We start from the raw sequence: 25,813 nt of genomic DNA, 5'->3' as shown, positions 1-25,813 counted from the left end.
CACTTGTTGTTTTATAATTTCAAGAAAAGGCGGGTAATCCCCGCCTTCTCGTAATTTTTATTATATGAACTTATGCTTTACGTCCACAACAGTTCTTATATTTCTTTCCACTTCCACAAGGACATGGATCATTTGGATAAACCTTAGCTTCAACTCTCTGCTTTGGCTTCTTAACTCCATCTGAGTCATCTTTGTTTGTTCCTGTAACTTCTGCTACCTCTTCACGTTCAACGTTCTGCTCAACCTGAATATGATATAAAGTCTTTACAGTATCAATCTTAATATTTTCAATCATATAGCCAAACATTTCGAAACCTTGAATCTTGTATTCAACAGCCGGATCTTTCTGACCGTAAGCCATAAGACCAATCCCCTGTTTCAACTGTTCCATATCATCTAAGTGATCCATCCATTTCTGGTCGATTACTTTAAGAAGGACAATTCTTTCAAGTTCTCTAATATGTTCAGGTTCTGGGAATTCTGCTTCTTTTGCTTCATATAATTTCAAAGCTTCTTCCTTTAATTTCTGTTTGAATTCAGACTTTGTATATTTTGCAAGTTCTTCTGGTTTGCTCTTTAACTTAAATGGAATAATTTCAAATAATGACTGAACTAAACCTGCAATATCCCAATCTTTTGGTGACTGATCATCGCCTGCGAACATATCAACCTGAGATTCAATAATTTCGTTAATCATCTTGATTATTGCATCTCTCATGTTTTCACCGTTAAGAACTCTTGCTCTTTCAGCGTATATGATTTCTCTCTGGTCATTATTAACCTTATCGTATTCCATAAGGTTCTTTCTTATACCAAAGTTATTTCCTTCAATCTTCTTCTGGGCTCTTTCAATTGTACTTGTGAGCGCCTTGTGATGTAACTCTTCGTCTTCAGGTACCCCTAATGCATTAAATACTGACATTAATTTTTCTGAAGCAAAAAGTCTCATAATGTCATCTTCAAGTGAGATGTAGAACTTAGATTCACCAACATCTCCCTGACGACCTGAACGACCTCTTAACTGATTATCGATACGTCGTGATTCATGACGCTCTGTACCAATAATCTTAAGTCCGCCTGCTTCTCTTGCTGCATCATCAAGTTTAATATCAGTACCACGACCAGCCATGTTAGTAGCGATAGTTACTGCTCCATGTTGTCCTGCCTGTGCTACAATTTCTGCTTCTTTTTCATGATATTTAGCATTCAATACCTGATGTGGTATACCACGTTTCTTTAAGATATCACTAATCTCTTCTGAAGCATCAATGTTAATTGTACCAACCAAAACAGGCTGTCCTTTTGCATGTGACTGTTCGATATCATCAGCTACTGCTTTTAATTTACCACGCTTTGTCTTAAATACTGCATCTTCGTGGTCAATACGGGCAATTGGTCTGTTTGTTGGTATTTCAACAACGTCCATGCTATAAATATCTCTAAATTCTTTTTCTTCAGTAAGGGCTGTACCTGTCATACCAGCCTTCTTTTCATACTTGTTAAAGAAGTTCTGGAATGTAATTGTAGCAAGTGTCTTACTTTCTCTGTTAACTTTTACATGTTCTTTTGCTTCAATAGCCTGATGTAGTCCATCAGAATATCTACGACCAGGCATTATACGACCTGTAAATTCATCAACGATTAATACTTCGTCGTCTTTTACAACGTAATCCTGATCTCTATTCATTAAGTTATGTGCTCTTAAAGCTAAAATAACATTATGCTGTAATTCTAAGTTTTCAGCATCTGCATAGTTATCTATGTGGAAGAATTTTTCAACCTTTGCAATACCCTGTGCTGTAAGGTTAATAATCTTATCCTTTTCATTTACTAAGAAATCACCATCTTCTTCGATATCAACACCCATAAGGGCATCCATCTTGCTCAATTCAGGACTTGCCGTTCCTCTTTCCATCTGTCTTGCTAAAATATCGCACATTTCATAAAGCTTTGTAGACTTACCACTCTGACCTGAAATGATAAGTGGTGTTCTTGCTTCATCAATAAGAACAGAGTCAACCTCATCGATAATACAGTAAGCTAATCCACGCTGAACTAACTGTTCCTTGTATACAACCATGTTATCTCTAAGGTAATCAAATCCAAGTTCGTTATTTGTAATATATGTTATGTCGCAGTCATAAGCTGCTTTCTTGTCTTCATGTTCCATGTCTGAAAGGACACAACCAACTGTAAGTCCTAAAAATCTATGAACCTGTCCCATCCATTCAGCATCTCGAGTAGCAAGGTATTCATTAACTGTTACGATATGAACTCCCTTTCCTGTTAATGCATTTAAATATGCCGGAAGTAAACATGTCTGTGTCTTACCTTCACCTGTTTTCATTTCTGCTATACGTCCCTGGTGAAGAATAATACCACCCATTATCTGACAAGGATAATGTTCTGTTCCAAGAGTTCTTCTTGTTGCTTCTCTTACTAAAGCGAAAGCTTCAGGAAGTAAATCGTCTAATGTTTCCCCCTCTGCATATCTTTTCTTGAATTCTTCTGTTTTTGCTCTCATTTCATCATCTGTTAATTTTTCCATTTCAGGTTTAAGAGCTAAAACCTTGTCTAATGTATGCTTATGTCTTTTTAATTCACGCTCACTATGCGTGCCAATAATTTTGTTAATTACACCCATTGCAATCTCCTCTTTAAATTTATTCTGATCTGCAACGTGGTATCAATTGCTGTTTTCAATCAATTCCCATTGCCAAAGTATTTCACACACTATCGAATATATTAACATTTTACCGTTATTAATTCAACATATTAGATTTTATTTTATTGTAAATTTTGTAAACTTTCCGTTAAAAACAAAGAAATCGCTGTTAACATACACTAATATGTCAACAGCGATTCCGCTTACTTAAATATCACGCAATATTCTAGTCGAAGTTTGGTTCGATTAATCCGAATGTACCACCCTTTCTCTTATAAACCACGTTCACTTCATCTGTTTCTGCATTAAGGAATACAAAAAAGTTATGTCCTAATAATTCCATCTGAATACAAGCTTCTTCAGCATCCATAGGTTTAATGCCAAAGCTCTTTGTTCTTACAATCTTAACTACATCTTCGTCCTCATCTTCATAATCAGCTTCAATGTAATCATTTGTGAAATTGTCGCGATATGATTTTTTCTTGTCAACTAACTTATTCTTATATTTAACTAACTGACGTTCTATTGTCTCCTCTACCATGTCAATAGAAGCATACATATCCTCACTAACTTCTTCTGCTCTAATAATGCCGCCCTTTACTGGAATTGTTACCTCCACTTTTTGGTCGTTTCGGTTAACACTAAGAGTAACATCTGCTTTTGTCTCTTCTGCGAAGTATTTGTCAAGCTTACCAAGCTTCTCTTCTACAGCGCCTTTGATGCCCTCTGTCACCTCAATATTTTTTCCGAAAATTTTAATTTTCATGGTACCACTTCCTTTCGTTATCTAGTAACTAGATTATACCATAAACCACCTACTTTTAACAACGAAAATCACACATTTTTCATTAGTTATATTTTTAACTATCTTTTTGTGCATTTTATACAATTTTTGCGTTTTTTCGTACATTCGATTACATTTAACATAATTTTACCATTTTCTAGTTATTAACATGTATTAACATAGAATTTTTTTAGATTTTATGGGTTATTAACCGACTTATTAACATTATTAACTTTTTTCACACAGATTTTATGTAAATCTTTGTCGAATTATAAAAGAACAGATGTTTTGTGTGGAAGTCATGAAATTGTGCATTTTTCACATATATCCTTGACAAATGTGGTGACTTTAGTTTTATAAAACAGGCTTTTTTTAGAGATAAAAAAAGACCTACAACATATAGTAACATAAGTCCTATATGTTGTAGGTAATAATGCTTTTTTATTAAATTAGTTTATGATTCTTCTTGCTGCACAAGGTGAACCCATACCACTTATTATAATTCCTGTTTCTTCTGTTGATGCATGTATTATCTGACCACCGCCAATGTACATTGCAACGTGAGAAATTGTTGAACTATTATATTTGTAGAATAATAAATCCCCCGGCTGTAATGAACCTAATGAGACAGCTCTTCCGTTGTATACCTGAGTATATGATGATCTGTTAAGTGAGTATCCAAAGTGTGCATATACTGACATTGTAAATCCTGAACAGTCTGTTCCGTTTGTTAAACTTGAACCGCCATATACATACGGATTACCTAAAAACTGCTTTGCATAAGCAACTACTGCTGATGCCCCACCTGATGATGTCTGAGTATCATTATTCTGTGGTGCCTGTGTTGTCTGCTGTCTTGTTGTTTTTGGTGCTGTATATGTATTACTGTTACTGTTAGTATTTGTATTCTGTCTTGGCTGTGCTTCACCTATTTCTTCTTCCTCAGAAGCTCTCTGCTGTGCCTGAGCCTTAGCCTTGGCTGCTGCCTGAGCTGCTTTTCTTGCAGCTTTCTCTTTTTGTCTCTGTGCTTTCTTAATAGCCTTTTCTTCCTTCATTGTAACTGCTGTGTCCATATCAACACTAACTTTTACAAAATCTGCTGAAACCCAACCACTAACGCCATTGGCAATCTTAATCTTCACCCATTTGCCATCAGCGCTGTATTTTCTAATTGAATAATCTTCGTTACGATATACGTTTGTAACAATATCTGACTTGGTAGATGACTTTTCTCTAACGTGAACACCTGTTGCTGTTACATTAGCAAAAACATAACCATTATCTAATGCTCTTGACTGTGCCTTGTTACCTGTTACAAAATATTCAGCCTTAATGTATCCTGTACAATTACCAGACTTTATCTTGTACCAGCCATTGCTTGTCTCTTCAATAATTGTGGCTCCACAGTTATTATAAATCTTACCAACTCTTTTCCCTTTTGCTGAAGGTCTTCTTCTAACATTTACATAACCTTCGCTACCACCTTCAACCTTTGCGATGGCAATATTGGAAAATAATTTGTTTTCGTTTGTTGTCTTTTTGCTTTCAACCTTTGTTGTTTTGTTTTCTGTCTTCTCAGGTGCCGGAAGATATGATGACAAACCGTCTTCACTTCCTGTGCTTGATATGTAATTCTCAATATCAACTGCTGCTCCTGCACTTGCCATTTCCGTATTTAAGTCATCAGCAAGCATTGGTTGTGCAAGGGCAAATGTCATAGCTAATGCAAAACATCCTCCTGCAATTTTCTTTGCACAATTGTGCTTCATTATTATACGCCTCCATAAAATATATTTTAACATAAAATGTTACAATAGTATTACAATAATAACATTGTAAAAAAAATCTGTCAACCCATACCGGAATGTGGTATTGTATGTGTATAACAATTCAGCCATGCACATAAAAACAGGAAGACAAAAAAAGAATGCTTGCATTCTTTTAAGTATTACTGTTTTTATGTATTTGGAGAATCCAAATCAGCGAGATGAAACGAAGTGAAATCGAGCTGCATGGCTGAATATGTAGGCAGGCTGCTTGCGAGATGAAGCAAAGCGAAATCGAGCTGCATGGCTGAATATGTAGGCAGGCTGCTTGCGAGATGAAACGAAGTGAAATCGAGCTGCATGGCTGAATATATAGGCAGGCTGCTTGCGAGATGAAAGGAAGGGAAAACATGAAAAAAACTGCTATTGTTACCGGAGCATCAGGAGATATTGGAAAAGAAATTGCAAGATTTCTTTTAGAAAAAAATTATACTGTTGTAGGTATTTATTTTAATAATAATGAAGCTTTAGACGAATTAATTGATATTTATGGAGATAATTTGCATACTCTTAAATGTGATTTGTCTTCTTTTTCCTGTGGCAAGGAAATTTCAGACTATATTAGTGAAAATAATCTTAATGTGAATCTTCTTATTAATAATGCGGGGATTTCTATAATTGGATTATTGCAGGACTTAAATGAGGATTTATGGAACAAAATATGGAATACAAATGTTACTTCTGCTATTTCTGTTAGTCAGGCATTAATACCTTTATTTTTGAAGCAGGGTTATGGTCAGATTATTAATATATCATCTGTTTGGGGTAATTGTGGTGCTTCCTGTGAAGTTGCCTATTCTACAACAAAAGGTGCCATTAACACTTTCACTAAAGCTTTAGCAAAAGAGCTGGCACCTTCTAATATTCAAGTTAATGGAATTGCGTGCGGTATCATTGATACCAAAATGAATTCACATTTAGATTCTGAAGATATTGCTTCTATAATAGAAGAAATACCTGTTGGCAGACTGGGCACACCTGAGGATGTAGCCAAAACTGTATATTCCATAAGTGAAGCTGGTTCTTATCTAACCGGGCAAATTATTACTCTAGACGGCGGTTGGACAAGTTAATTGTCCTTTCCGCTATATTCACAAGACTATTCCTTGCTATAAAGTAAAAGATTAATTATTTCTTGTGAACGTGATGACAAGTTAATTATTTTTTATCAAGATATTCCATATCTTCATCGCTTATTTCAAAATCAACCTGTACGTTAGAAATAATTCTTTCTTCCTTAGTTGATTTTGGAATAGCTATTGCACCTTTTTGAATACAATATCTAACACAAATCTGTGGAATTGTTGCGTTGTATTTTTCAGCAATTTTTGCAACATATTCATCATTTACCAAGCCACCTGTTGCAAGTGGTGAATATGCCATTAACTGAATGTCATGTTCCTTACACATAGTAACTACTGCTTCCTGTCTGTTTCCAATATGGAAACTTACCTGATCAACCATAGGCACAATTTTACAATTGTCTAATATAGGCTGCATATGTTCAGGAGCAAAGTTTGAAACACCAATTGCTTTCGCCTTGCCACTTTCATATATTTCTTCTATTGCTTTCCAACATTCAATATTGCCTTCTGTGCAATCCATACCCATTTTTTCCCATGGCCATGGTGCATGAATTAAATATAAGTCAATATAATCTAAGCCTAAATCAGCCAAAGATTCTTCAAAGCATTTCTTTGTAATGTCGTAGCCTTTACATTCTGCTGGTAACTTTGTTGTAACAAAAATCTCTTCTCTTGGAATTCCCGAATCTATAATTGCTTTTCCAACACTTTTTTCATTTCCGTAAGCTTTTGCTGTATCAATGTGTCTATAACCATTGTTTAATGCAAAAGTTACTGAATTATAAGTATCTTCTCCATCAGGTATCTGCCATGTACCTAATCCTATCTTTGGTACCTTTACACCGTTTCTCAATGTGTAAGTTTCTTTAAGTATCATTTCAACTCTCCTTTTATATATTTTTTATTGAATAACAATTCCGTTTTCGTATTCTCTTATTCTACATGCATTACCTAAATTTTCAGTTGCTGTTCCACTTTTATTTATAATGTGGGAAATCTGTCCCTGTCCGTTTAATTTAACTGTACATGTATTATGTAACTTAACGCCTTTTCTGTCAGGAACTTCCACTGCTGATGCAATGTCTATATCGCTGTCTCTGTTATAACAGTAAACACCTATACCGTAGCTTTCGAATTTTTTAACACTGTCTGCCACTTTAATGGAAGCATAGCCATTGACTTTTCCATTGTGACTTATGTACGCTTTCTGCTTTGGCACATCGTATGGCAATTCGCTTTGATAAAAGAATAATTTACCATTTTCGCCATTCCAGATAGTCTGATATTCCTTAAAGTGTTCCACAAACAAACCATACATTGTTACATTATCACCGTTAATGATAATTCCGTTAGTTGCTGTGTTAACGTCCCAACCTACATTTGTGCTATGGTCAGCTCGCCATACCCAGAAATTGTCGCCTATTACGTTGTTGCTGTTAATTGTTACGCAGTTTTTAACCTTGCCTGCGTACTTTCCACCACCAACTCTAAAGTACACATCACTAAAAGAAAGGGGATTGTTTGCATGAGATACTTTTGTTTTCTTATCTCCAACCTGCAACAAAGTTGTTGATTCTTTTTCACCTGCATCAAATAAAAGTCCGCATACCTTTATACCGTCTTCATCTGAAACATTCATGACAACATTTCCTTTTGAAGCTTCAAGTGTAGCCAGTCCCATACCGTAAATAATTGTATCTTTCTTTGTTACTTTTAGAGTTTCTTCTATATTGTAGATGCCCGGTGTAAATAAAATATTCTTTCCGTCAGCTAAAGCCTTGTTTAATGTTTTGCTATTGTCTTTGTCAGGATTTGCAATGTAAAAAGTGTTTAGGCTGTAAAATGTGCCTGTTACACCATTTTCCCATGAAATGCCTTGTGCATTTTTGCGAAGTTTTGGAACCATAACGCCATAGCCTTTGTCATTATCGTAGCAAATATATGGCTTCTCCTGTACTACCGGTGACTCTTCCACTACTGTATATGGAGCGTATGGCCACTCTCCTGAAGGATTACTGTAAGTTTCCTCTCCTACAAAAACCATGTTCCAAACACCGTTTTCCCAGTTGTTCCACTGATTATTTCTACATAAATACTGCTGCTGTGAACCTGAAGAAACTGTCCCGGCAAATTTGCTGTCTGCAATAAAACCGCCACTTGACCAGCCTTCTCCATCACTTAAAACAATCCCATCACTTGAATTAACTCGTCGTAATGAAACTGCCTGAGAATTAGCCCACATACAATATTTATTAATGGAAAAGTTTTCTGCACTTCTCCAGAAATTACATGTTGCATTTGTGCCCATCCACTTTGCATCGACCCATAATTGATTAATATTAGTATCTGTAGGTTCAATTCCTAAACCTGAAACCTGAGTATAAAATCCTACTTTTACAGATAATGATTTATCATACTTACCGGATTTAAACAAAAGTGCATATCGCTCATCACCAAACTGATTTGACTCCTGTTTTTTGTACACCGAATCTATTTTGTTCTGTACATCTTCTATTTTGTCTTTGCTGTCAAAAACATAAACATTATCTCCGAAAATCTTGTTGTCAGTTACAGGATTTCCTTTTGAAACGCATGTTATTTTTTCTTTAGACTCCTTTACCTTATTAGTGTCGCTTTTGCTATTATTTTTGCTGCCACCGCAACCTACCATGGTAAAAGCCAGCAACGTAGCTAATGCCATAATTAATCCTTTTCTCATAATTTTAATAATCCTTTACTAAATATACTGCATGTCTCGTTGTCACAATAAGATTGTTTCTCTTCTCCCCTCCAAAATCAAAAGTTGTAGGTCTTTGTGGCAACTTAATTGTGTCTGACAATTTGAAATCTTCATATATTTTAATATTGTCATCTGCCACGTAAATCTTATTGTTAAACTTTCTTACTTTATAATCGCCCTCTTCTATAATCGGAACCGGGTTCTCCAGTAAACCGTCTTCTGTAATATCACACTGCCATACGCGCTTGTACAATTCGTCTACTGAATATAACTTTCTTCCCGGCTTTGATCTTGATAAATTATTTGCTCTCATTAAATCATAGTGGCATGGGATAATTGTCTTTCCGTCTTTTGCCAAAAATGCCTTCTTTGGATTGTAGGTAACAACCTGTTCAAAGTCATTTCCATCTCTCCAACGGTTTCCCGGATATAAAACTCTTTCCGGTTTAATATCGCCTATATTGACTTTGTGCAATTTCTCAATGTCACCATTTTTGTCAATTGTAAATGCCACAACAATCGCTCTGCTGTCATACCAGAAGCCATAAGATGTGCCATAACTGTCAGGTGGTAAGTTGTTTATTATTTCCTTGCCATTTAAAGTAGCTTCTCTTGGAATTGAATATTCACCAACTACAACAATATTGTCTCTTGTGTCAAAACCAATAGAATTAATCTTAAACGGTGATTCAAAATACATTGTCATCTTCAAGGTTTTGCCATCTATTCGATAAATCTTCTTGTCTAAGCTATCAAGGAAATAGAAGTTACCTCTGCCGTCACAACAGCCACCATCAGCAAATCTAAATCCACTGTATAATAATTCATTACTATATTTATTTTTGGAATCCATTGAAAATTCAACTACCGTATTTCTTGTTACGTGACTTGTTTCTTTTCCAATAACTTCAATTCTTGCCGCCTGCCAAGGTCTTACCTCAATGCCTGTATTAACATCTAATAGGAAATTGTCTATTGTATATTTCATCTGAGAATAATTGTGTACATTAAGGAATTTAATGTTTTCACAATCCCAGGTTTTGACACAATATGGATAAGGCTTGTTTACAAATACAGTTCTGAAACAGTAGGTTGATGAAAAAGTAATATCCTTACAATTATGTAATTCTATTGGCTGTGCAAATTCGCCCTCTGCTTTTTCCTCTTCACTTTGGAAACCATAAATTGTTACGTCTTTTGCCTTTATCATTCTAATTTCGCATCTTTGATGATGTTCTAAGGACAAACAGTAAATTCTAATTGGAGAACTGTTTTTCTCAATTTGAACACCTGCTGTAACATAAGGGCTGGCTGACCAAACGTCTTTAAAAATACCTCCACCATTTCTGATTAACAAACTTGGATATTGATAGTCCCATATTTTCTTAAGGTCAGCGTCTCTTGCTCTTCCTCTGTCGTATGGCATTTCAAAGTCGCCTGTGCCTTTGACCAAATTACCATGACCACCAAAGAATTTCACGTCGTTCATATATGAATCGCCGTTGGCACACCAGAACACACCACATGCTCTAGGATTTCGACCACCTGTGTATACGCCTAATCCAAAGAGAATATTCTTTCCGGTTGATGTCTTTATGAAAGGTTTTACCTTTCCAAAACCTGTAAATTTCTCTGCATTTTCTTTTAATACTAATCTTGTTGAAACCGGATTCATACCAACAAAAGAAGTATCCTCTTTTAAAGTAATTGTGTCTGTTAAAATGTATTCTCCCTGTGGGAAATATATTGTCTGATACTTTTCAACTGCATTCTTTAAGGCTTCTGTATCATCTGTAACGCCATCACCTTTCAAGCCTAGATCTTTAGCATTTGCCCACAAGTCCATCTCCTGAAGTATCGGCAGGTCTGTTTTTAAAATAGAATAATCCACTTCTCTTGCATAGCGGTAAATTTCATCGTGGAACTGTTTGTCAGGATTAATGTCACTTGCCACAATTCCATGGGTATACTTTTTCAATCTGCACTGGTAATCTTCGCTGTTTATTTTTCTTCCTGTGTCTTTAAAAGAAACAATATTTTCCACTGCCCTCAGATAACAGTTTTTTACATTAATCTGTGTAAGCTGATTTTTCTCCTGAGCAATGTCCAAAAATGTATTCATGTCCTCAAATATTGAGTCTTCTATAATTAATTTTTCAAAATAACCTTCATCAACATCAATGAACTTGGATGTGTTAGTGCTGTAAGCTCTTATTATATTAAGACCTGCTTCGTGGGTTCTAATGGCTGCTGCAGTCTGACCGTTAAACCTTACATCAACCATAACAAAAGGCCAGCCCGGAGAACACTTTGTAGTAACGATGCCATATTTTCCACCATTAATGAAAATATCTTCCATTTCGTTTCCAACATCGTAAATGCCTGCCATTCCTGACTCAACATTAATATCGATATGATTAATGAAACAATGCTGTGCGTAATGAGTTCTAAAAGCCACTGCCTGAGAATTGCCCCTGCCCAGACTTACATTTACGTTAGACATTGCACTGTAAAAAGTTCCCGGATTAGCATCCTGAATACGACTTTCGTCCTCTTCCATTTTGTTAGTAAACCAAAACAGATATTTAAAACCACCTTTTTGTTCAGGATGTGGTTCATTAAAACCATCCGCATTATCCTGCAAAATAAATTCTGGTCTGTTCTTGCCATAACCTATAATTCGTACTGCTTTTGGAACATAGATTGTTCTACTAAGAAGGTACTTACCTTCAGGCACAAATAGCACTCCATATCCATCCTGTTTTACAACAGCGTGAATTGCTTCCTGTAACTGCACACTTACATCTTCTGTTCCATCATTTTTAATATTAAAATTGTCCTGTGTAAAATACACAGCTTTACCATCCGTTAGTTTTTCCTTATAAAACGACACTCCATTCATACGCTATACCGATTCCTTTTTATAATTTATGATTAGGTACAACTGCATACATTACAAAATCCTCTGTACCTTTATTTACCATTCCATGACTATGTCCCATTGGACAATAGTGAACTGTACCGGGTTTTAAAATTTCTGTCTTCCCGTCCATTGTTACTTCCGCTTCCCCTGAAAGTGCAAAAACCACTTCGCTGTTATTTTCGTGAGTGTGAACACCTATGGAAGCTCCCGGAATTAAAGTACCCTTCATTAATTTTAAATTATCGTCCACATGCATCTTAGCACTAATGTGCTTTTCTCCACCATAGAAATTAGGAATTACCGTATCTTCCATCTTACTAAATTCAAAAATCATAATCTGTCTCCTTTTTTACTGTTTATTTTTATATTAAAATATCTATTTGATTCCTTTTGCAAGTGCGTTCTTTTCAATACTTTTCTTAATGTTTTCCATTTTTTGGTCTAAATCGGCACACTTTAGGGCACACTCTGTTAATTCTTTTGACAATTTTTCAAGGATATCCTCATCTAAATCTTTCTTGTATCTTAATTTGTGCTCAAGACTTGCCCAAAAATCCATAGCAATTGTTCTAAGCTGAACTTCTACTTTCATAGCTCTTTTTTCGTTTTCCAAAAATATTGGTACTTCAACAATCAAATGAAGACTCCTGTAGCCACTTTCTTTAGGATGTTTAATATAATCCTTCTTTTCGATTAATGTTATGTCATCCTGCTGTAACAATAAATCTGCCATTTTATAAATATCTTCCTTAAAAGAACAAATTATTCTAATTCCTGCAATATCAAAAATATTTTCCTCAATTCCTTCTGTTGTCATTGGAATATTTTTCTTTCGCATTTTTTTCATTATACTATCCGGAGACTTAAGTCTTGACTTAATTGCCTCAATAGGGTTCTCGTCATAACGTAGTGAAAACTGTTCGTTTAGCACCTTAAACTTAGTTTCCACCTCCATAATGGCACATCTGTAATAGGTCATTAGTCTGTTATAAGACAATGTACCCTCTTTTATTTTCTCTAGATGTTCTTCCTTTGTTAGTTCATTAAAAAAATGATCCTTTAAATGTTCTACAATCATATTTTTCTCCTGTTCCATTTATATATAATCTCTTTGGGTGTAAGCTATTTATATAAATATATTTACTATTCAACCAGAGTTATCATTTAACTAGGGTTAATTTTTATTATTCAATTTTATCCGACCTGCAAACTTGTTATAATTATACCATTTAGGAGTAAAATATGAAACGATTTTTTAACAATATTTAATCCTGAATAGCCACTACTCAATTTTGCAATCACTGGTTAAAACATAATTTTTTAGTGTTTGTATGACTTGAAAACACATTATTCCCAACTGATTTTTGCCATATTAAATAAGCTGCACGCTAATTGTTTAGTGTGCAGCTTATTTAATAATTAATATTTATTTTGCATACATAGCCGATATATATTCATTATCGTCTACTTCTACTTCTGTTCTGTTTTTTTCTGTTAATTTATCTTTTTCCATTGTGTATTCAACTATTTCATCATCAAAGTTTACAATATATAATTTATTTCCTACAACATCATACTGTATAGCACATGAATTAATATTATACTCTGTTTCGATTTTTTCTAAATCCATATTATACTTTATAATTTTTGAATCATTGTTTTGTTTGCTTATAATTAAATAGAATGTCTATTGCAAAAATCACAAAAAAGAAATAAACCACAAAAACAGCATCGACAATTGTCAATGCTGTTCTTGTTCTTAAAGTTCATTTTTTAATTATATCCGAAATTTTTTCCGGTTGTTTATGTTTTTATAGATGAAGGACTCTGTCCTTTATTTCCTGTGTTCTTCCCTGGTTCCAGAACTGTGTTCCGATGTAACCGCAAGTTCTTCTAGCAACACTCATTTTGTCCTGGTTTCTGTTTCCACAGTTTGGACATTCCCAAACAAGTTTGCCTGTTTTTTCATCATTTATAATTTGAATTTCGCCGTTATATCCACAACATTCGCAATAATCTGATTTTGTATTTAATTCAGCATACATAATGTTGTCATAAATAAACTTCATTACTTCGATTACTGCTTCTATATTATCCTGTAGGTTTGGAACTTCTACATAACTGATAGCTCCACCCGGTGATAATTTCTGGAAATCTGATTCGAATTTAAGTTTACTGAAAGCGTCTATTTTTTCTGTAACATGTACGTGATAACTGTTTGTAATGTAATTCTTGTCTGTAACGCCTTTAATAACTCCAAATCTCTTCTGTAAACATTTTGCGAACTTATATGTTGTAGATTCCATTGGTGTACCATATACCGAATAACTAATGTTCTCTGCTGCTTTCCATTCTGCACACTTATCATTAAGCCTCTGCATTACTTTAAGAGCAAATGGTCTAGCCTCAGGATCTGTATGTGATTTACCTGTCATTCTTACACACATTTCATAAAGTCCGGCGTAACCAAGTGAAATCGTTGAATATCCACCAAACAACAGTTTATCAATTGTCTCACCTTTTTTAAGACGTGCCAATGCTCCATTTTGCCAAAGAATTGGTGCTACATCTGAAGGTGTTCCAAGTAATCTTTCATGTCTGCATCTTAATGCTCTATGGCAAAGCTCTAATCTTTCATCTAAAATCTTCCAGAATAAATCCATGTCGCCGTTAGATGAACATGCAACATCAACTAAGTTAATAGTTACAACACCCTGATTGAAACGTCCGTAGAACTTATGGCTTCCGTCTGCATTTCTCTGACTGTCTTCTACAGTAAGGAATGAACGACATCCCATACATGGGTAAACACAACCCTGTTTCATTTCCTTCATTACTTTAGCTGAAATATAATCAGGTACCATACGCTTTGCAGTACATTTTGCTGCAAGTTCTGTTAATGCCCAATATTTTGAATCAGGTGTTACATTGTCTTCGTCTAAAACATATATAATCTTAGGGAATGCCGGTGTAATCCAAACACCTTTTTCATTTTTTACGCCCTGAATACGCTGCTTTAATACTTCCTCAATAAGTGTAGCCAAGTCATCTCTTGTCTGACCTTCAGGCACTTCATCAAGGTACATAAACATTGTTACAAAAGGAGCCTGTCCATTACATGTCATAAGTGTAATAAGCTGATACTGAATAGTCTGTATACCTCTGTTGATTTCGTCTTTTAATCTTCTCTCAACAATTTTCTTTACCTGTTCATCGCTGTAATTAAGTCCAATCTGCTCTCTTTCAGCTAAAACTTCTTTTGTAATTTTCTCTCTACTAACCTGTACAAATGGTGCTAAATGTCCTAATGAAAAAGACTGTCCACCGTACTGATTACTTGCAACCTGAGCAACAATCTGTGTAGTAACGTTACATGCTGTGTAGAAACTATGTGGTTTGTCAATCTTTGTTTCTGAAATGCATGTTCCGTTCTGTAACATATCCTCTAAATTAATTAAGTCACAGTTATGCTCTTTCTGAGCAAAATAGTCTGAATCATGGAAATGAATAATTCCCTGTTCATGTGCTTCAACAATTTCTTCTGGTAATAATATACGTTTTGTTAAATCCTTACTTACCTCGCCTGCCATATAATCTCTCTGAGTTGAGTTAATTGTAGGATTCTTATTTGAATTTTCCTGCTTAACTTCTTCGTTTAACTGTTCAATAAGTGCAAGAATTCCCTCATCTGTTGTATTAGATTTACGTGCAAGTTCACGTACATAACGGTATCTTACATACTTCTGTGCAACTTCATAGCCACGCATTTCCATAATTCCACGTTCAACCATATCCTGAATATCTTCAACTGATGTAGCATGCTGTGTAGACATAATTTCTTTTTCTAAAATATTTCCTACTGCTGCAATCTGATATTCGTTTAACTTATGTATTGGCTCTACTTCGTTATTTGCAGCTCTTATGGCATTTAGGATTTTATTTACATCAAAAGAAACTTCCTCTCCATTTCTCTTAATAACTCTTCTAATCTTTGACTCCATATTAATACCTATCTCCTTTGCAATTTCTTGTATATTTTCCTAAATATTGTTCTAAATATTGTTAATCTTATCTCCAAAAAATCCCTTTATTCTGCCTGAACTCCCCTATTTATGGGGTGATTCCTATATTTTGTCCGTTTTTTAAGCGAACACAAGATATTGTGTCCGCCTAACGTATTATAGCACAACATATTCTATTTTGTATAGTGCATATTTTTCTTTTTTTCAAAAATTTTTTTATTATTTTTCAATAAGTTACCTTTTATATAATCTGTGTTTAAAATATATAATTTTGTTAAGTTACTGCAATGTTTTAAATACTTTTCTTACGACTATAAGTGACAGTGCTGCTGCAAGAAAATCTGAAATCGGTGCAACGTACATTACGCCTTCAATTCCCATAGCCTTTCCACCTATTGTTGTAAAAATAATTGGAAGAACCAACATTAAAGGAATAAAACAAATCACCTGTCTTGTAAGAGATAAAAATGTTCCCTTGTTAGGTTCACCGATAACTGTACAAAATGTTGATGTTATTGGCTGTATTCCATTTAAAAATGTCATAAATAAAAATACTCTAAAGAATTTGACTCCAAACTGTATGTATTCTTTGCTTCCTGAACCAAATATGCTTAAAAGCTGTTCAGGGAACAACTGAAATACAACAAATGCAATACATGAAATTACAACGTTGCATGTAAGTGCCATCTTGTAGGTTCTCTTAACTCTGTCAAACTTTCCTGCTCCTCTGTTAAAACTTACAATTGGCTGCATGCCCTGGGCTACCCCAATACAAACTGAGAAGTAAACCTGATTTACCTTCATTACAATTCCGCATACTGCAAGGGGTATATTTGCTCCGTATGAACTTAACGCCCCGTAATATGTTAGTGTCTTGTTCATTACAATCTGAACAAACATAATTGCCAACTGATTTAGTCCTTGAGCCATACCAAGGTGACTTGCTCTTAAACATATTTTTGCATTTGGCACAAAATGCTCTTTCTTTAATTTAACTGTTTTAAAATGTATTAAATACCAAATAACCATTAATGTAGCAACGTACTGACCGATAATTGTAGCAATTGCAGCACCTGACATTCCCCAACCAAAGAGAATTACAAAAATATAATCAAGTACAACATTAATAACCGCCCCTGTCAGATTGCACGCCATTGAAAAGTTAGGATTACCATCTGCCCTTACTAAATGTGCTCCACCTGCTGATACAATGGCTGCCGGAAATCCTAATGCAATAACGCTTGTATATTCCATTGCCAAAGGAAGCACCTTGTCTGTTGAGCCAAAAAATAAAAGCATTGGCTTCACGAAAACTATACCGATAACTCCTATAATCACACCTATAATAAGCATAAGTGTTGTTGCATTACCTATGTAATATGGTGCTTTCTTTGTATCACCTGCCCCCATGTTTAAATTAAAGCCTGATGCCGAACCTATACCTAATGTAAGAGCTGTAGCAAGGCATAAAGTTGTAAGCGGAAAAGCCACATTAGTTGCCGCATTTCCTAACTCTCCTACTGTTTGTCCTATAAAAATTTGGTCTACTATATTATATAGGGACATTACTATCATTGATATAATACTTGGCACTGCAAATTTTTTTAATAATTTTCCTATTGGTTGTGTTCCTAAAGGATTAGCTATTTCCTGTGTCATTGTTTTCCTCCCTATTTCTTCTTTTTTTGCCAGACAGCTAAACTCTATAATACAACTGTATTGTATGTTTTTTCAACATTTATTTTCAAAAATATTATTATTTTTTATTATTCATTATTACTCTGTTTTTAAATTAAATGTAATTCAATAGTTTTATTTCCCTTATTTATTCTCCTGTAATTATAATTAGAAATTATTTAATAAATTTGTTTAGGTTTTTACGGGTATTTTCTTATTTTATTAAGTTCTTTTAGTTATGTTAAAGCTTTGTTAAATTTTTAACCAATTCTCTTTATCATTCACTTTTATTATGTTATAATTTAGGCAAATTGGGCTTTGCCTACTATTATCATACAGAATGGAGAAAATTATGAGAGGTATTTATTCAAATAAAACTGAAATTCGTCATAAGGTTTTTACTGAAATAGCCAGAATGGCTTACGAAGATTATCCTTTATCACATATAGAGGATCTTCCTTTTGAAATTATTCCCGGCGAAATTGGAAAATATTATGACAATATTTTTCTTGAACGTGCCATTATCGGGGAACGATTAAGAGCAACTCTTGGTTTGCCTGTAAGAAATATGTCTGAGCATGCACCATTATCTGATGGAATTGATGCCAGTGCCATAGACGAAAAATATTATGATCCTCCCCTTATTAATATAATAAAGTTTGCGTGCCATGCCTGCCCTGAGAAACGTGTTTTAATTACTAACGGCTGTCAGGGTTGTATTGAACATCCTTGTATTGAGGTTTGTCCAAAGAACGCAATTCATATGGAAAATGGTCGTTCTGTTATTGACCAGGAAAAATGTATTAAATGTGGTAAGTGTGTAAATGCATGTCCTTACAACGCAATTATTAAACAGGAACGTCCTTGTGCTGCTGCCTGTGGTATGAATGCCATTAAGTCAGACGAATATGGACGAGCTGATATTGATTACGACCAGTGTGTATCCTGCGGTATGTGTTTGGTAAGCTGTCCATTTAGTGCCATCGTTGATAAAAGTCAGATTTTCCAGACGGTGCTTGCATTAAAGAGCGATACACCTATATACGCTGCCATTGCCCCTTCATTTGTTAAACAGTTTGGTGATAAGGTTACACCTGAACAGGTTAGAGCCGCACTTAAGGCTGTTGGTTTTGAAGATATGGTTGAGGTTGCCATTGGTGCCGATTTATGTGCGGTGCAGGAAGCTGCCGACTTTATGAAGGAAGTTCCTAATGAACATCCTTGGCTTGGTACTTCATGTTGTCCTGCCTGGTCAGTTATGGCTAAGAAAACTTATCCTGAATACGCTGACTGCATTTCAATGGCACTTACACCTATGGTTTTAACAGGTCGTATGACAAAGAAACAACATCCTGACTGCAAGGTTGTATTTATCGGACCTTGTGCTGCTAAGAAATTAGAAGCTAGTAGAAAATCAGTTAGAAGTGATATTGACTTTGTTTTAACTTTTGAAGAAATGATGGGTATTTTTGATGCTAAAAACATTGAATTTGATAAATTAGAAGTTGAAGAGCCATTAAATACATCAAGCTCTCTTGGTAAAGGTTTCGCTGCCAGTGGTGGTGTTGCCGCAGCCGTTGTTAATGCAATTAACTGTCTTGAACCAGAAAGAGAAGTTAAGACTGTTAAAGCTGAAGGTTTAAAAGAATGTAAGACAATGCTTGCTAAGGCAAAAGCCGGTATGTATGATGGCTATCTTTTAGAAGGTATGGCATGTCCCGGTGGATGCATGGGTGGTGCCGGAGTTCTTGCTGATGTTAGAAAAGCCACAATGGGACTTGAGCAACAGAAGAAAACTTCAACTTTTGAAAAGCCTTCACGTTCAGATTACCTTAAATATCTTCACCTGATTACTAAGGAGGATTTCTACAACAATGAAAATGAAAACTAAAACAATAACTGTAACAGCCATAATGATTGCTCTTTGTGTTGTTGTACAGTTATTAAAAACCCCCGGTACTTTACCTATTACCGGAGGCTTAATTAACCTAATTTTAATTATTGATACACTTTATTGTGGATTACTTAGCGGTGTAATAGTTTCAGTTGTAGCACCTGTTACTTCTTTCATTATTACACAGTCTGCAATAATTTCTACTGTACCAATGATATTACCATTTATTATGCTTGGTAATATTGTAATCGTCCTTTTTGCCTGGTTTGTTCGTGGCAAGAAGTTGGAACTTAATTTACTTCCACTTAGCCTTGTTGCCGGTTCTTTTGCAAAATGGGCTGTTATGAACCTTTTAATTGTAAAATGGGTTATTCCTACATTCGGAAGTCACTTGTCACCTAAAATGACAAGAATTGCAGGTGTAACATATTCTACAACTCAACTTTATGCTGCTTTGCTGGGAACAGCAGCAGCCTGCATTATCTGGCCGGTAGTCAGAATTGCAGTAAAAAGATTGCATTAAAAAAAAATTCCATTTGGCATTTCCGAAAATTTCGGTATCTGTCAAATGGGATTTTTTAATTAATTTTTGTCTTTATTAAATCTGTACTATTTCTTTACAATACGAAAGTGCATCATCGTCGTGTGAAACCATCACAACTGTCTTTCCCTCTTCATTTAAGCCGGTTAATAATTTCATAACAATCTCTGTGTTTTTCTCATCAAGACTACCGGTTGGTTCATCAGCCAAAACAATATCACAATCTTTAAGCACTAATCTTGCAATGGCTATTCTCTGCTGTTCGCCACCTGAACAGGTATATATCTTCTTGTTTAAGAACTCCTCTCCAAAACCAACTTTTTCCAGCGCCTCTGTCATCAGCTGTTTTTCATTTTTTCCAGACTTTTTATTAATGACAATTTTCAGATTTTCATATACATTCAAATCATCTATAAGTGCATAATTTTGAAACAAATAGCCTATTGTGTTTTTCAACATCATTCTTCTCTTCTTTTTATTCTTATAGGCTATCTCTTCACCCATTATAGATAAATGTCCTTCGTAATCTTCTAATAACCCCATTATATTTAATAATGTTGTTTTACCTTTACCACTGGGGCCTTTTATGCCTAGAAACGTTCCTTTATTTATCTTCAAATTATAATTGTCAAAAATTGTGTGGTTTTCATACTTTTTTGTTATATTTTCTAATTCAATTGCATACATAATCTTTACCTTCCTTTTATTACTGTTCCAATACTTTCAAACGATTTTCTTTTTAACATAGCATAAAATATTATCGTTTCCGGGATAACTAAACAAACAAATTTTTTATTTACAACAATATCTACAACAATAACAATCGTGGCGTTGTATATTAAAAACTTTGAAATGTCATTAGTTGCTTTTTTACCAAGCAGGCTATAAACTGCCATTTTCTTTTTCTTGAATTCATAATAAATAGAAAACAAACTTATATCTACTAATATGTATGTCAAAAATACTATGACAAAATACATAACGCTTTCGAATAATTCCGTTTGATAAGTAGATATATGCGTACGCAATTCTGTACTTAACGCTTCCATTTCTATGTCTGATTTTTCATATCCCATTGTCAACAATTTCTTTTCCAATTGTTTTGCTACCTTTTCTGTCATAAAAACATCACCATAACTTATAGTAGCCTTTTTTTCCAATTTAGAAATTTGAATAACTGAATTATACGAATATTTTCCGGGAGTTTCAAAATCCATAATCCATTGTTTGCTGGCAATGCATACAGGTTCAATATCTCCCATCTCCTCATATTTTGCTATTTTTTTGCGCTTCTTCCATAAGTTTTTCGGTACAAGCAAATATTCTTTCTCACTATCTAATTTCAGTAATTCTCCATTTTTATCTTTTATTCCTAAATACGGCAGTAAATTATAAGAAGCAATAATCATATTACTTTCAATACTATCTAAATCTTTGTATATTTTTGTGTTCTCATACTTGGATAATAAAGTATCTGATGGACAATAATTAAATATTTCCTTATCGTCATATTGCTCCACAAAAGCATTTAACTCTTTCTCTTCTTTTTCATTAGGTGATATATGCTGTGTGCAAATATACCAATTGCGTGCCTCAATTTCTTCTGCCTTTTTAGTGCCTTCATTTAACCTTATTGCATTTTCTATTAATTGAGTGGCTATAATAAACGCGACTACTGTCAACACTACCTTAAATGCCATTGTCATAATAAATATTATTTTGTTATTCTTTTTGTTTTTTATTGAATCAATATAACCTGCATTTTTTATAAAAACTACTGCAATTGCAGCTACACAAATATATACCAAATTCAAAGATAGCATTAAAAATAACACCATCAGTAAATATGAATATAACTGACTTACATCCATAATAATTATATAAATGCAAAATAATATAACACCGCTAACAAAACCGTATGCTGTATTCTTAATTATATCTTTATACAGTCTTAGTGAAATTCGATTTTCAGACCAGCCATTTAATTTTAATATTCCAATTTCTTTCAAACGGGATATATAATAAATTGATGTGCAAAATAGAGCCAGACAAAATACTGATATAAAAAATCCAATATTTAAAGGACTAAATAGCATGCCTAAATTAAATTCAACAGATTCCTTGCATGTAACCATCGCTTCAAAGCCTGATTTTTCCAGCTTCTTTTTAAATTTAGAAACTCTTGTCGAATTATTTTCCTGAACTGTAAAATATCTTACTTTTCTATTTTCTATTTTTTGTGCTTTAATTATTTTCATGTGCCTGTTAGGGAATAAGCTTCTCACAGCACCATATTTAACATTCTTTGCTGGATTAATTACTTCAACTTTGCAATCAGTATTACCAAAGGAATAATTATTAAATGTTCTAATTTGTACACAAACATTACTTTCCTTAGCACATTCTTCAAGTGTTTCTAAATTAATTTGTTTACTAAGGGAAAAATCTGAAATCCTACTTTCATCTATATAATTAGACTTATCTACTACTAATAGCATAAAATAAACTGAGAAGATTACAGTCATTATGCCTATAAGCGTGAATATTTTTTTCATTGCTCTCCTCCTTTATAGTTTTTCATTTATGAACATAATACATTAAAAGAACCTTGACACTTTACTATCAAGGTTCTCTACTAAACACAATACCTTATTTTTTTATAGCTATTGCTTTAAAATCTTTATATCCACACTTTTCAGGTACAAAAGGATTTTTGTGAGTAGAAGCCTTTCCAACATGTACTCTTCCTTTCTTTCCTTTTCCATCTGTTGTACCTGATTTTTCTTTTTTTGTACTCCAATCTGGATCTACCCATACTGTAACTTTGTATTGTATTCCATCTACTTCCATATCATATAAGTTAGAATACAAAATACCATTTGAAGTTTCTCCACCAGTCCATTTTGCTCCACCACCATTTAGCACCTTAGATGCTCCTGCATAAACTGCTGTAGTTGTTCCTAAGAGCGTTGTAACTGTACAAGCATAAACTAATGCTTTCTTTAACTTTTTCATTTTTCTCCTCCATTTCGTTTTTCATTTTTTCATAAGTACAATTTGACATGTCTATTTACGTACCAAAGTCACTCTACTCTTATTTTTTTTGAAGTCAACCCTTTGCAAAGAAGTTTTTGAAGTAATAACAATTCCCTTATAAAAAGCTCATACATTGTTATTATTATCTATTGTTTGTTATTACTTTTGTGGTTTATTAATTTAATTAAAAACAAAGAAAACTGTCACTTTAACGTTTTGTAATCGTCAAAGTGACAGCTCTTTCTTACATTCTAAACGTAGATAACGTTCAAAATATTCCAGCTAAAAAAAGTGCTAAAAAAATCTTTTTAGATTTTTTAAAAGAAAAATCCGGTACTCTTGCTCCATTTTGTATAAACCTTCTTTTTGTTTTTATACTTATAAGCTCTGATTTTTACAAATATTTCGTAATCTGCCTGTTTAAGTTTCTTTCCTAATTTACTAAATCTGCCAATATAGTCTGCTTTCTGGGTGCAAACAATGGTTTTATTTTTCTTTTTGACCTTGTATGTTAATTTAAGTTGATACCCTTTTGCACCGATAACTTTATTCCAACATTTACCATCACCTATATATGGTTTAATTTTCGAAAATGGCACACTATATTTGATTTTAGTTCTTGGATCTAACGATTGTTCAGCAAGTTTAACTCCCGGCTTTAATGTAAACTGTTTAATTCCCGTATACATAAAAGCCTCTTCACCAAACTCTTTAACTTTTGATAAATTAACTTTCTTTAAACTTGTGCACTCATTAAAAGCTTCGCTTTCAATTTTTGTAACTTTGCCTAATTGAATCGTCTTTAACTTTCCATCCTGATAAAATGCATTATTGCCTATTTTTTTTATTTTGTTACCTTTTACTGTCTTTAAATTATTACAACGAGAAAAGGCAGAAGGTCCAACGTTTGTTACATTATTTAAGTTTACCTTTTGTAAATTTGTACATTCATAGAAAGCATCTTCGCTTACCTTCTTGATTTTAGACGGCATACTCACTTCCTTTAGTTCACTTAATGAAAATGCCCTTTCATCAATTTTTTCGATATTGTTATTTAGTTTAATTTCTGTTATTTTTGCCTGATAAAAAGCTCTACTTGCTATTGTTTTCACACTATTGGGTACTGTATAACTTTTCCCTTCATTCTTTGTTGGAGGATACCATATTAATTTCTTTCCATCTTTTGAAAATAACACTCCATCAATTGATTTATACACCGGATTATCTGGCGACACATTTATGTTTTCTAAATACTCAAACTGTCTATCATATGAAGACAAGCCACCTAGACCTTCAACATCCACTGTATAATCTTTATCAAAGTATATTTTTGAGTATAATGTGTCGTGCTCCTCACTAGCTCTTATTATTCTAATATTTGTTTCTTTTCCCACATAAGGACCCTCATAAGGATCAGCCTTTACAATCTGTGGAAATGCAAGTAACGCTAATAACATAGTTAATAATATTTTTCTTTTTAAATTTTTTCTCATAATCTTACCTCCCTAGCCTAAATAAATTGTTCTTTTTCTAATATCACTCCATTTTGTATAAACTTTCTTTTTGTTCTTGTATCTGTATGCTCTAATTTTTACGCCTAAAGATGATATCTCACCATTTAATCTTTCATTCATTCTTGCAATTTTCTTACGAAATTTCTTTGAAAGTTTTGGTTTCTTTACTGTAGTTTTTAAATAAACTTTATCTTTTACATTATCAAGATTATATACCCTTACTACAACTTCATAGCCCTTGGCTCCTTTAACTTCATTCCATCTTTTGTAGCTTAGAAGATATGGTTTAATATCTTTAAACTTCTTTCCGTAATTAATTTTTATCTTCGTATCAAATGCAGCCACACCTAAATTGTATTTTTTGTTTAGCGTAATGTTTTTTACTCCTATTCCCCAGAAAGCTCTTTCTCCTATGTTTTTAACTTTGCCAAGATTTAACTGAGTTAAATTAGTACACGATCCAAAAGCCCAGCGTTCTACAGTTTTTACATTCATTAAATCTATGCTTGTTAGATTATTACAAGCAGTAAAAGCAGATTCTCCAATCTTCCTAAGATTATCGGTAAAAGTAACTTTTTCTATTTTACTTCTGTAAAAAGCATCTGCACAGATAACCTTTACTGTTTTAGGAACTGCATATATTTTACATTCTTTTTGTGGTGGAAATGCATATAATTTTGAACCATCTTTAGAAAGTAATGCACCATCAACAATTTTGTATTTAGTGTTTTTTTCTGAAACTTCTATATTATTTAGATTTTCAAATTCCCACATATCCGGAACCGGACCTAAATAATTTTCATCCAAATAAATTTGTGTATATTTCTCAGGATCCTTAATTTCCTCCATATTTGTTAATTTTTCAATTAGTGTATTAGTGTTTTCTACTCCACTTACCCAGGTTGTACCCCCACACGAACCTGTTACTAATAATACAGATGCCATCAGCATTGTACACATGTTTCTTAATAATTTTCTCATATTCATCGCCTCCTATTTGATTTAATACTGTTATAACAATATAACGTTAAAAATTTTATATTTATTGCATGATGTTCACAACACTTGTTACTAATTTGACCTTTTTTAATATCTTGTTTCGTTTA

The 25,813-nt window shown here is 33.7% G+C and carries 19 protein-coding genes; 3 read left to right on the top strand and 16 right to left on the bottom strand.

Annotated features, from left to right (window positions below):
- Positions 1-70: 70 nt before the first annotated feature.
- The 3 genes from secA to DW006_RS11465 form a co-directional block, all read right to left on the bottom strand.
- Positions 71-2,644 (bottom strand): preprotein translocase subunit SecA, encoded by a 2,574-nt coding sequence (secA, locus tag DW006_RS11475; protein ID WP_118000754.1) that lies wholly within the window; start codon positions 2,642-2,644, stop codon positions 71-73.
- 247 nt (positions 2,645-2,891) lie between these two features.
- Entirely contained in the window at positions 2,892-3,431 is a 540-nt protein-coding gene (gene raiA, locus DW006_RS11470) for a ribosome-associated translation inhibitor RaiA (protein WP_118000752.1), read from the bottom strand.
- 467 nt (positions 3,432-3,898) lie between these two features.
- Positions 3,899-5,218 (bottom strand): C40 family peptidase, encoded by a 1,320-nt coding sequence (locus tag DW006_RS11465; protein ID WP_158561135.1) that lies wholly within the window; start codon positions 5,216-5,218, stop codon positions 3,899-3,901.
- Between the two features lie 407 nt (positions 5,219-5,625).
- On the opposite strand from DW006_RS11465, the gene DW006_RS11460 reads away from it, so the two are divergent.
- Positions 5,626-6,348: an SDR family NAD(P)-dependent oxidoreductase gene (locus DW006_RS11460; RefSeq protein WP_118000748.1), complete on the top strand. Its 723-nt coding sequence runs from the start codon at positions 5,626-5,628 to the stop codon at positions 6,346-6,348.
- Between the two features lie 85 nt (positions 6,349-6,433).
- Here DW006_RS11460 and DW006_RS11455 read toward each other — a convergent pair whose 3' ends face one another.
- The 8 genes from DW006_RS11455 to DW006_RS11420 all read right to left on the bottom strand — a co-directional run bounded on the left by DW006_RS11455 (position 6,434) and on the right by DW006_RS11420 (position 17,704).
- Positions 6,434-7,237, bottom strand: coding sequence for an aldo/keto reductase (locus DW006_RS11455; protein WP_118000746.1), 804 nt, complete (start codon positions 7,235-7,237; stop codon positions 6,434-6,436).
- Between the two features lie 24 nt (positions 7,238-7,261).
- A complete protein-coding gene (locus DW006_RS11450; protein WP_118000744.1) occupies positions 7,262-9,079 on the bottom strand; it encodes a hypothetical protein in 1,818 nt (605 codons plus the stop codon).
- 4 nt (positions 9,080-9,083) lie between these two features.
- Positions 9,084-12,002, bottom strand: coding sequence for a glycosyl hydrolase family 28-related protein (locus DW006_RS11445; RefSeq protein ID WP_118000741.1), 2,919 nt, complete (start codon positions 12,000-12,002; stop codon positions 9,084-9,086).
- Positions 12,003-12,021: 19 nt separating this feature from the next.
- Positions 12,022-12,357 (bottom strand): cupin domain-containing protein, encoded by a 336-nt coding sequence (locus DW006_RS11440; RefSeq protein ID WP_118000739.1) that lies wholly within the window; start codon positions 12,355-12,357, stop codon positions 12,022-12,024.
- 42 nt (positions 12,358-12,399) lie between these two features.
- Positions 12,400-13,101 (bottom strand): GTP pyrophosphokinase family protein, encoded by a 702-nt coding sequence (locus DW006_RS11435; protein ID WP_118000737.1) that lies wholly within the window; start codon positions 13,099-13,101, stop codon positions 12,400-12,402.
- 348 nt (positions 13,102-13,449) lie between these two features.
- Positions 13,450-13,653: a hypothetical protein gene (locus tag DW006_RS11430; protein WP_118000735.1), complete on the bottom strand. Its 204-nt coding sequence runs from the start codon at positions 13,651-13,653 to the stop codon at positions 13,450-13,452.
- A gap of 181 nt (positions 13,654-13,834) precedes the next feature.
- Complete coding sequence (gene nrdD, locus DW006_RS11425; RefSeq protein ID WP_118000733.1) at positions 13,835-16,024, bottom strand: anaerobic ribonucleoside-triphosphate reductase; 2,190 nt, start codon at positions 16,022-16,024, stop codon at positions 13,835-13,837.
- A gap of 300 nt (positions 16,025-16,324) precedes the next feature.
- Entirely contained in the window at positions 16,325-17,704 is a 1,380-nt protein-coding gene (locus DW006_RS11420; protein WP_118000731.1) for an MATE family efflux transporter, read from the bottom strand.
- A gap of 370 nt (positions 17,705-18,074) precedes the next feature.
- Between DW006_RS11420 and DW006_RS11415 the strand changes: the two genes are divergently transcribed.
- Complete coding sequence (locus DW006_RS11415; RefSeq protein WP_022165222.1) at positions 18,075-19,613, top strand: 4Fe-4S dicluster domain-containing protein; 1,539 nt, start codon at positions 18,075-18,077, stop codon at positions 19,611-19,613.
- Entirely contained in the window at positions 19,597-20,139 is a 543-nt protein-coding gene (locus tag DW006_RS11410; RefSeq protein WP_022165223.1) for an ECF transporter S component, read from the top strand. Before DW006_RS11415 ends, DW006_RS11410 begins: the two co-directional genes overlap by 17 nt.
- A gap of 75 nt (positions 20,140-20,214) precedes the next feature.
- On the opposite strand, the gene DW006_RS11405 is transcribed toward DW006_RS11410, so the two are convergent.
- The 5 genes from DW006_RS11405 to DW006_RS11385 all read right to left on the bottom strand — a co-directional run bounded on the left by DW006_RS11405 (position 20,215) and on the right by DW006_RS11385 (position 25,688).
- Positions 20,215-20,844, bottom strand: coding sequence for an ABC transporter ATP-binding protein (locus DW006_RS11405; protein WP_199521915.1), 630 nt, complete (start codon positions 20,842-20,844; stop codon positions 20,215-20,217).
- A 5-nt stretch (positions 20,845-20,849) separates the two neighbouring features.
- Complete coding sequence (locus tag DW006_RS11400; protein ID WP_118000727.1) at positions 20,850-22,712, bottom strand: hypothetical protein; 1,863 nt, start codon at positions 22,710-22,712, stop codon at positions 20,850-20,852.
- A 94-nt stretch (positions 22,713-22,806) separates the two neighbouring features.
- Positions 22,807-23,172 (bottom strand): hypothetical protein, encoded by a 366-nt coding sequence (locus tag DW006_RS11395; protein ID WP_118000725.1) that lies wholly within the window; start codon positions 23,170-23,172, stop codon positions 22,807-22,809.
- A 338-nt stretch (positions 23,173-23,510) separates the two neighbouring features.
- On the bottom strand, positions 23,511-24,686 hold the full coding sequence (locus DW006_RS11390; RefSeq protein ID WP_118000723.1) for a leucine-rich repeat domain-containing protein: 1,176 nt from the start codon (positions 24,684-24,686) through the stop codon (positions 23,511-23,513).
- Positions 24,687-24,698: 12 nt separating this feature from the next.
- A complete protein-coding gene (locus tag DW006_RS11385; RefSeq protein ID WP_158561134.1) occupies positions 24,699-25,688 on the bottom strand; it encodes a leucine-rich repeat domain-containing protein in 990 nt (329 codons plus the stop codon).
- Between the last annotated feature and the right edge of the window lie 125 nt (positions 25,689-25,813).

It is taken from the genome of Eubacterium sp. AF36-5BH (assembly GCF_003460505.1).
Lineage (GTDB): Bacteria > Bacillota > Clostridia > Lachnospirales > Lachnospiraceae > Eubacterium_G.
This window is presented reverse-complemented; position numbering and strand designations above follow the sequence as displayed.

Excerpts from the sequence above, each read along its gene's own strand:
- secA (WP_118000754.1), bottom strand. The coding sequence starts at position 2,644 with ATGGGTGTAATTAACAAAATTATTGGCACGCATAGTGAGCGTGAATTA.
- raiA (WP_118000752.1), bottom strand. The coding sequence starts at position 3,431 with ATGAAAATTAAAATTTTCGGAAAAAATATTGAGGTGACAGAGGGCATC.
- DW006_RS11465 (WP_158561135.1), bottom strand. The coding sequence starts at position 5,218 with ATGAAGCACAATTGTGCAAAGAAAATTGCAGGAGGATGTTTTGCATTA.
- DW006_RS11460 (WP_118000748.1), top strand. The coding sequence starts at position 5,626 with ATGAAAAAAACTGCTATTGTTACCGGAGCATCAGGAGATATTGGAAAA.
- DW006_RS11455 (WP_118000746.1), bottom strand. The coding sequence starts at position 7,237 with ATGATACTTAAAGAAACTTACACATTGAGAAACGGTGTAAAGGTACCA.
- DW006_RS11450 (WP_118000744.1), bottom strand. The coding sequence starts at position 9,079 with ATGAGAAAAGGATTAATTATGGCATTAGCTACGTTGCTGGCTTTTACC.
- DW006_RS11445 (WP_118000741.1), bottom strand. The coding sequence starts at position 12,002 with ATGAATGGAGTGTCGTTTTATAAGGAAAAACTAACGGATGGTAAAGCT.
- DW006_RS11440 (WP_118000739.1), bottom strand. The coding sequence starts at position 12,357 with ATGATTTTTGAATTTAGTAAGATGGAAGATACGGTAATTCCTAATTTC.
- DW006_RS11435 (WP_118000737.1), bottom strand. The coding sequence starts at position 13,101 with ATGATTGTAGAACATTTAAAGGATCATTTTTTTAATGAACTAACAAAG.
- DW006_RS11430 (WP_118000735.1), bottom strand. The coding sequence starts at position 13,653 with ATGGATTTAGAAAAAATCGAAACAGAGTATAATATTAATTCATGTGCT.
- nrdD (WP_118000733.1), bottom strand. The coding sequence starts at position 16,024 with ATGGAGTCAAAGATTAGAAGAGTTATTAAGAGAAATGGAGAGGAAGTT.
- DW006_RS11420 (WP_118000731.1), bottom strand. The coding sequence starts at position 17,704 with ATGACACAGGAAATAGCTAATCCTTTAGGAACACAACCAATAGGAAAA.
- DW006_RS11415 (WP_022165222.1), top strand. The coding sequence starts at position 18,075 with ATGAGAGGTATTTATTCAAATAAAACTGAAATTCGTCATAAGGTTTTT.
- DW006_RS11410 (WP_022165223.1), top strand. The coding sequence starts at position 19,597 with ATGAAAATGAAAACTAAAACAATAACTGTAACAGCCATAATGATTGCT.
- DW006_RS11405 (WP_199521915.1), bottom strand. The coding sequence starts at position 20,844 with ATGTATGCAATTGAATTAGAAAATATAACAAAAAAGTATGAAAACCAC.
- DW006_RS11400 (WP_118000727.1), bottom strand. The coding sequence starts at position 22,712 with ATGAAAAAAATATTCACGCTTATAGGCATAATGACTGTAATCTTCTCA.
- DW006_RS11395 (WP_118000725.1), bottom strand. The coding sequence starts at position 23,172 with ATGAAAAAGTTAAAGAAAGCATTAGTTTATGCTTGTACAGTTACAACG.
- DW006_RS11390 (WP_118000723.1), bottom strand. The coding sequence starts at position 24,686 with ATGAGAAAAAATTTAAAAAGAAAAATATTATTAACTATGTTATTAGCG.
- DW006_RS11385 (WP_158561134.1), bottom strand. The coding sequence starts at position 25,688 with ATGAGAAAATTATTAAGAAACATGTGTACAATGCTGATGGCATCTGTA.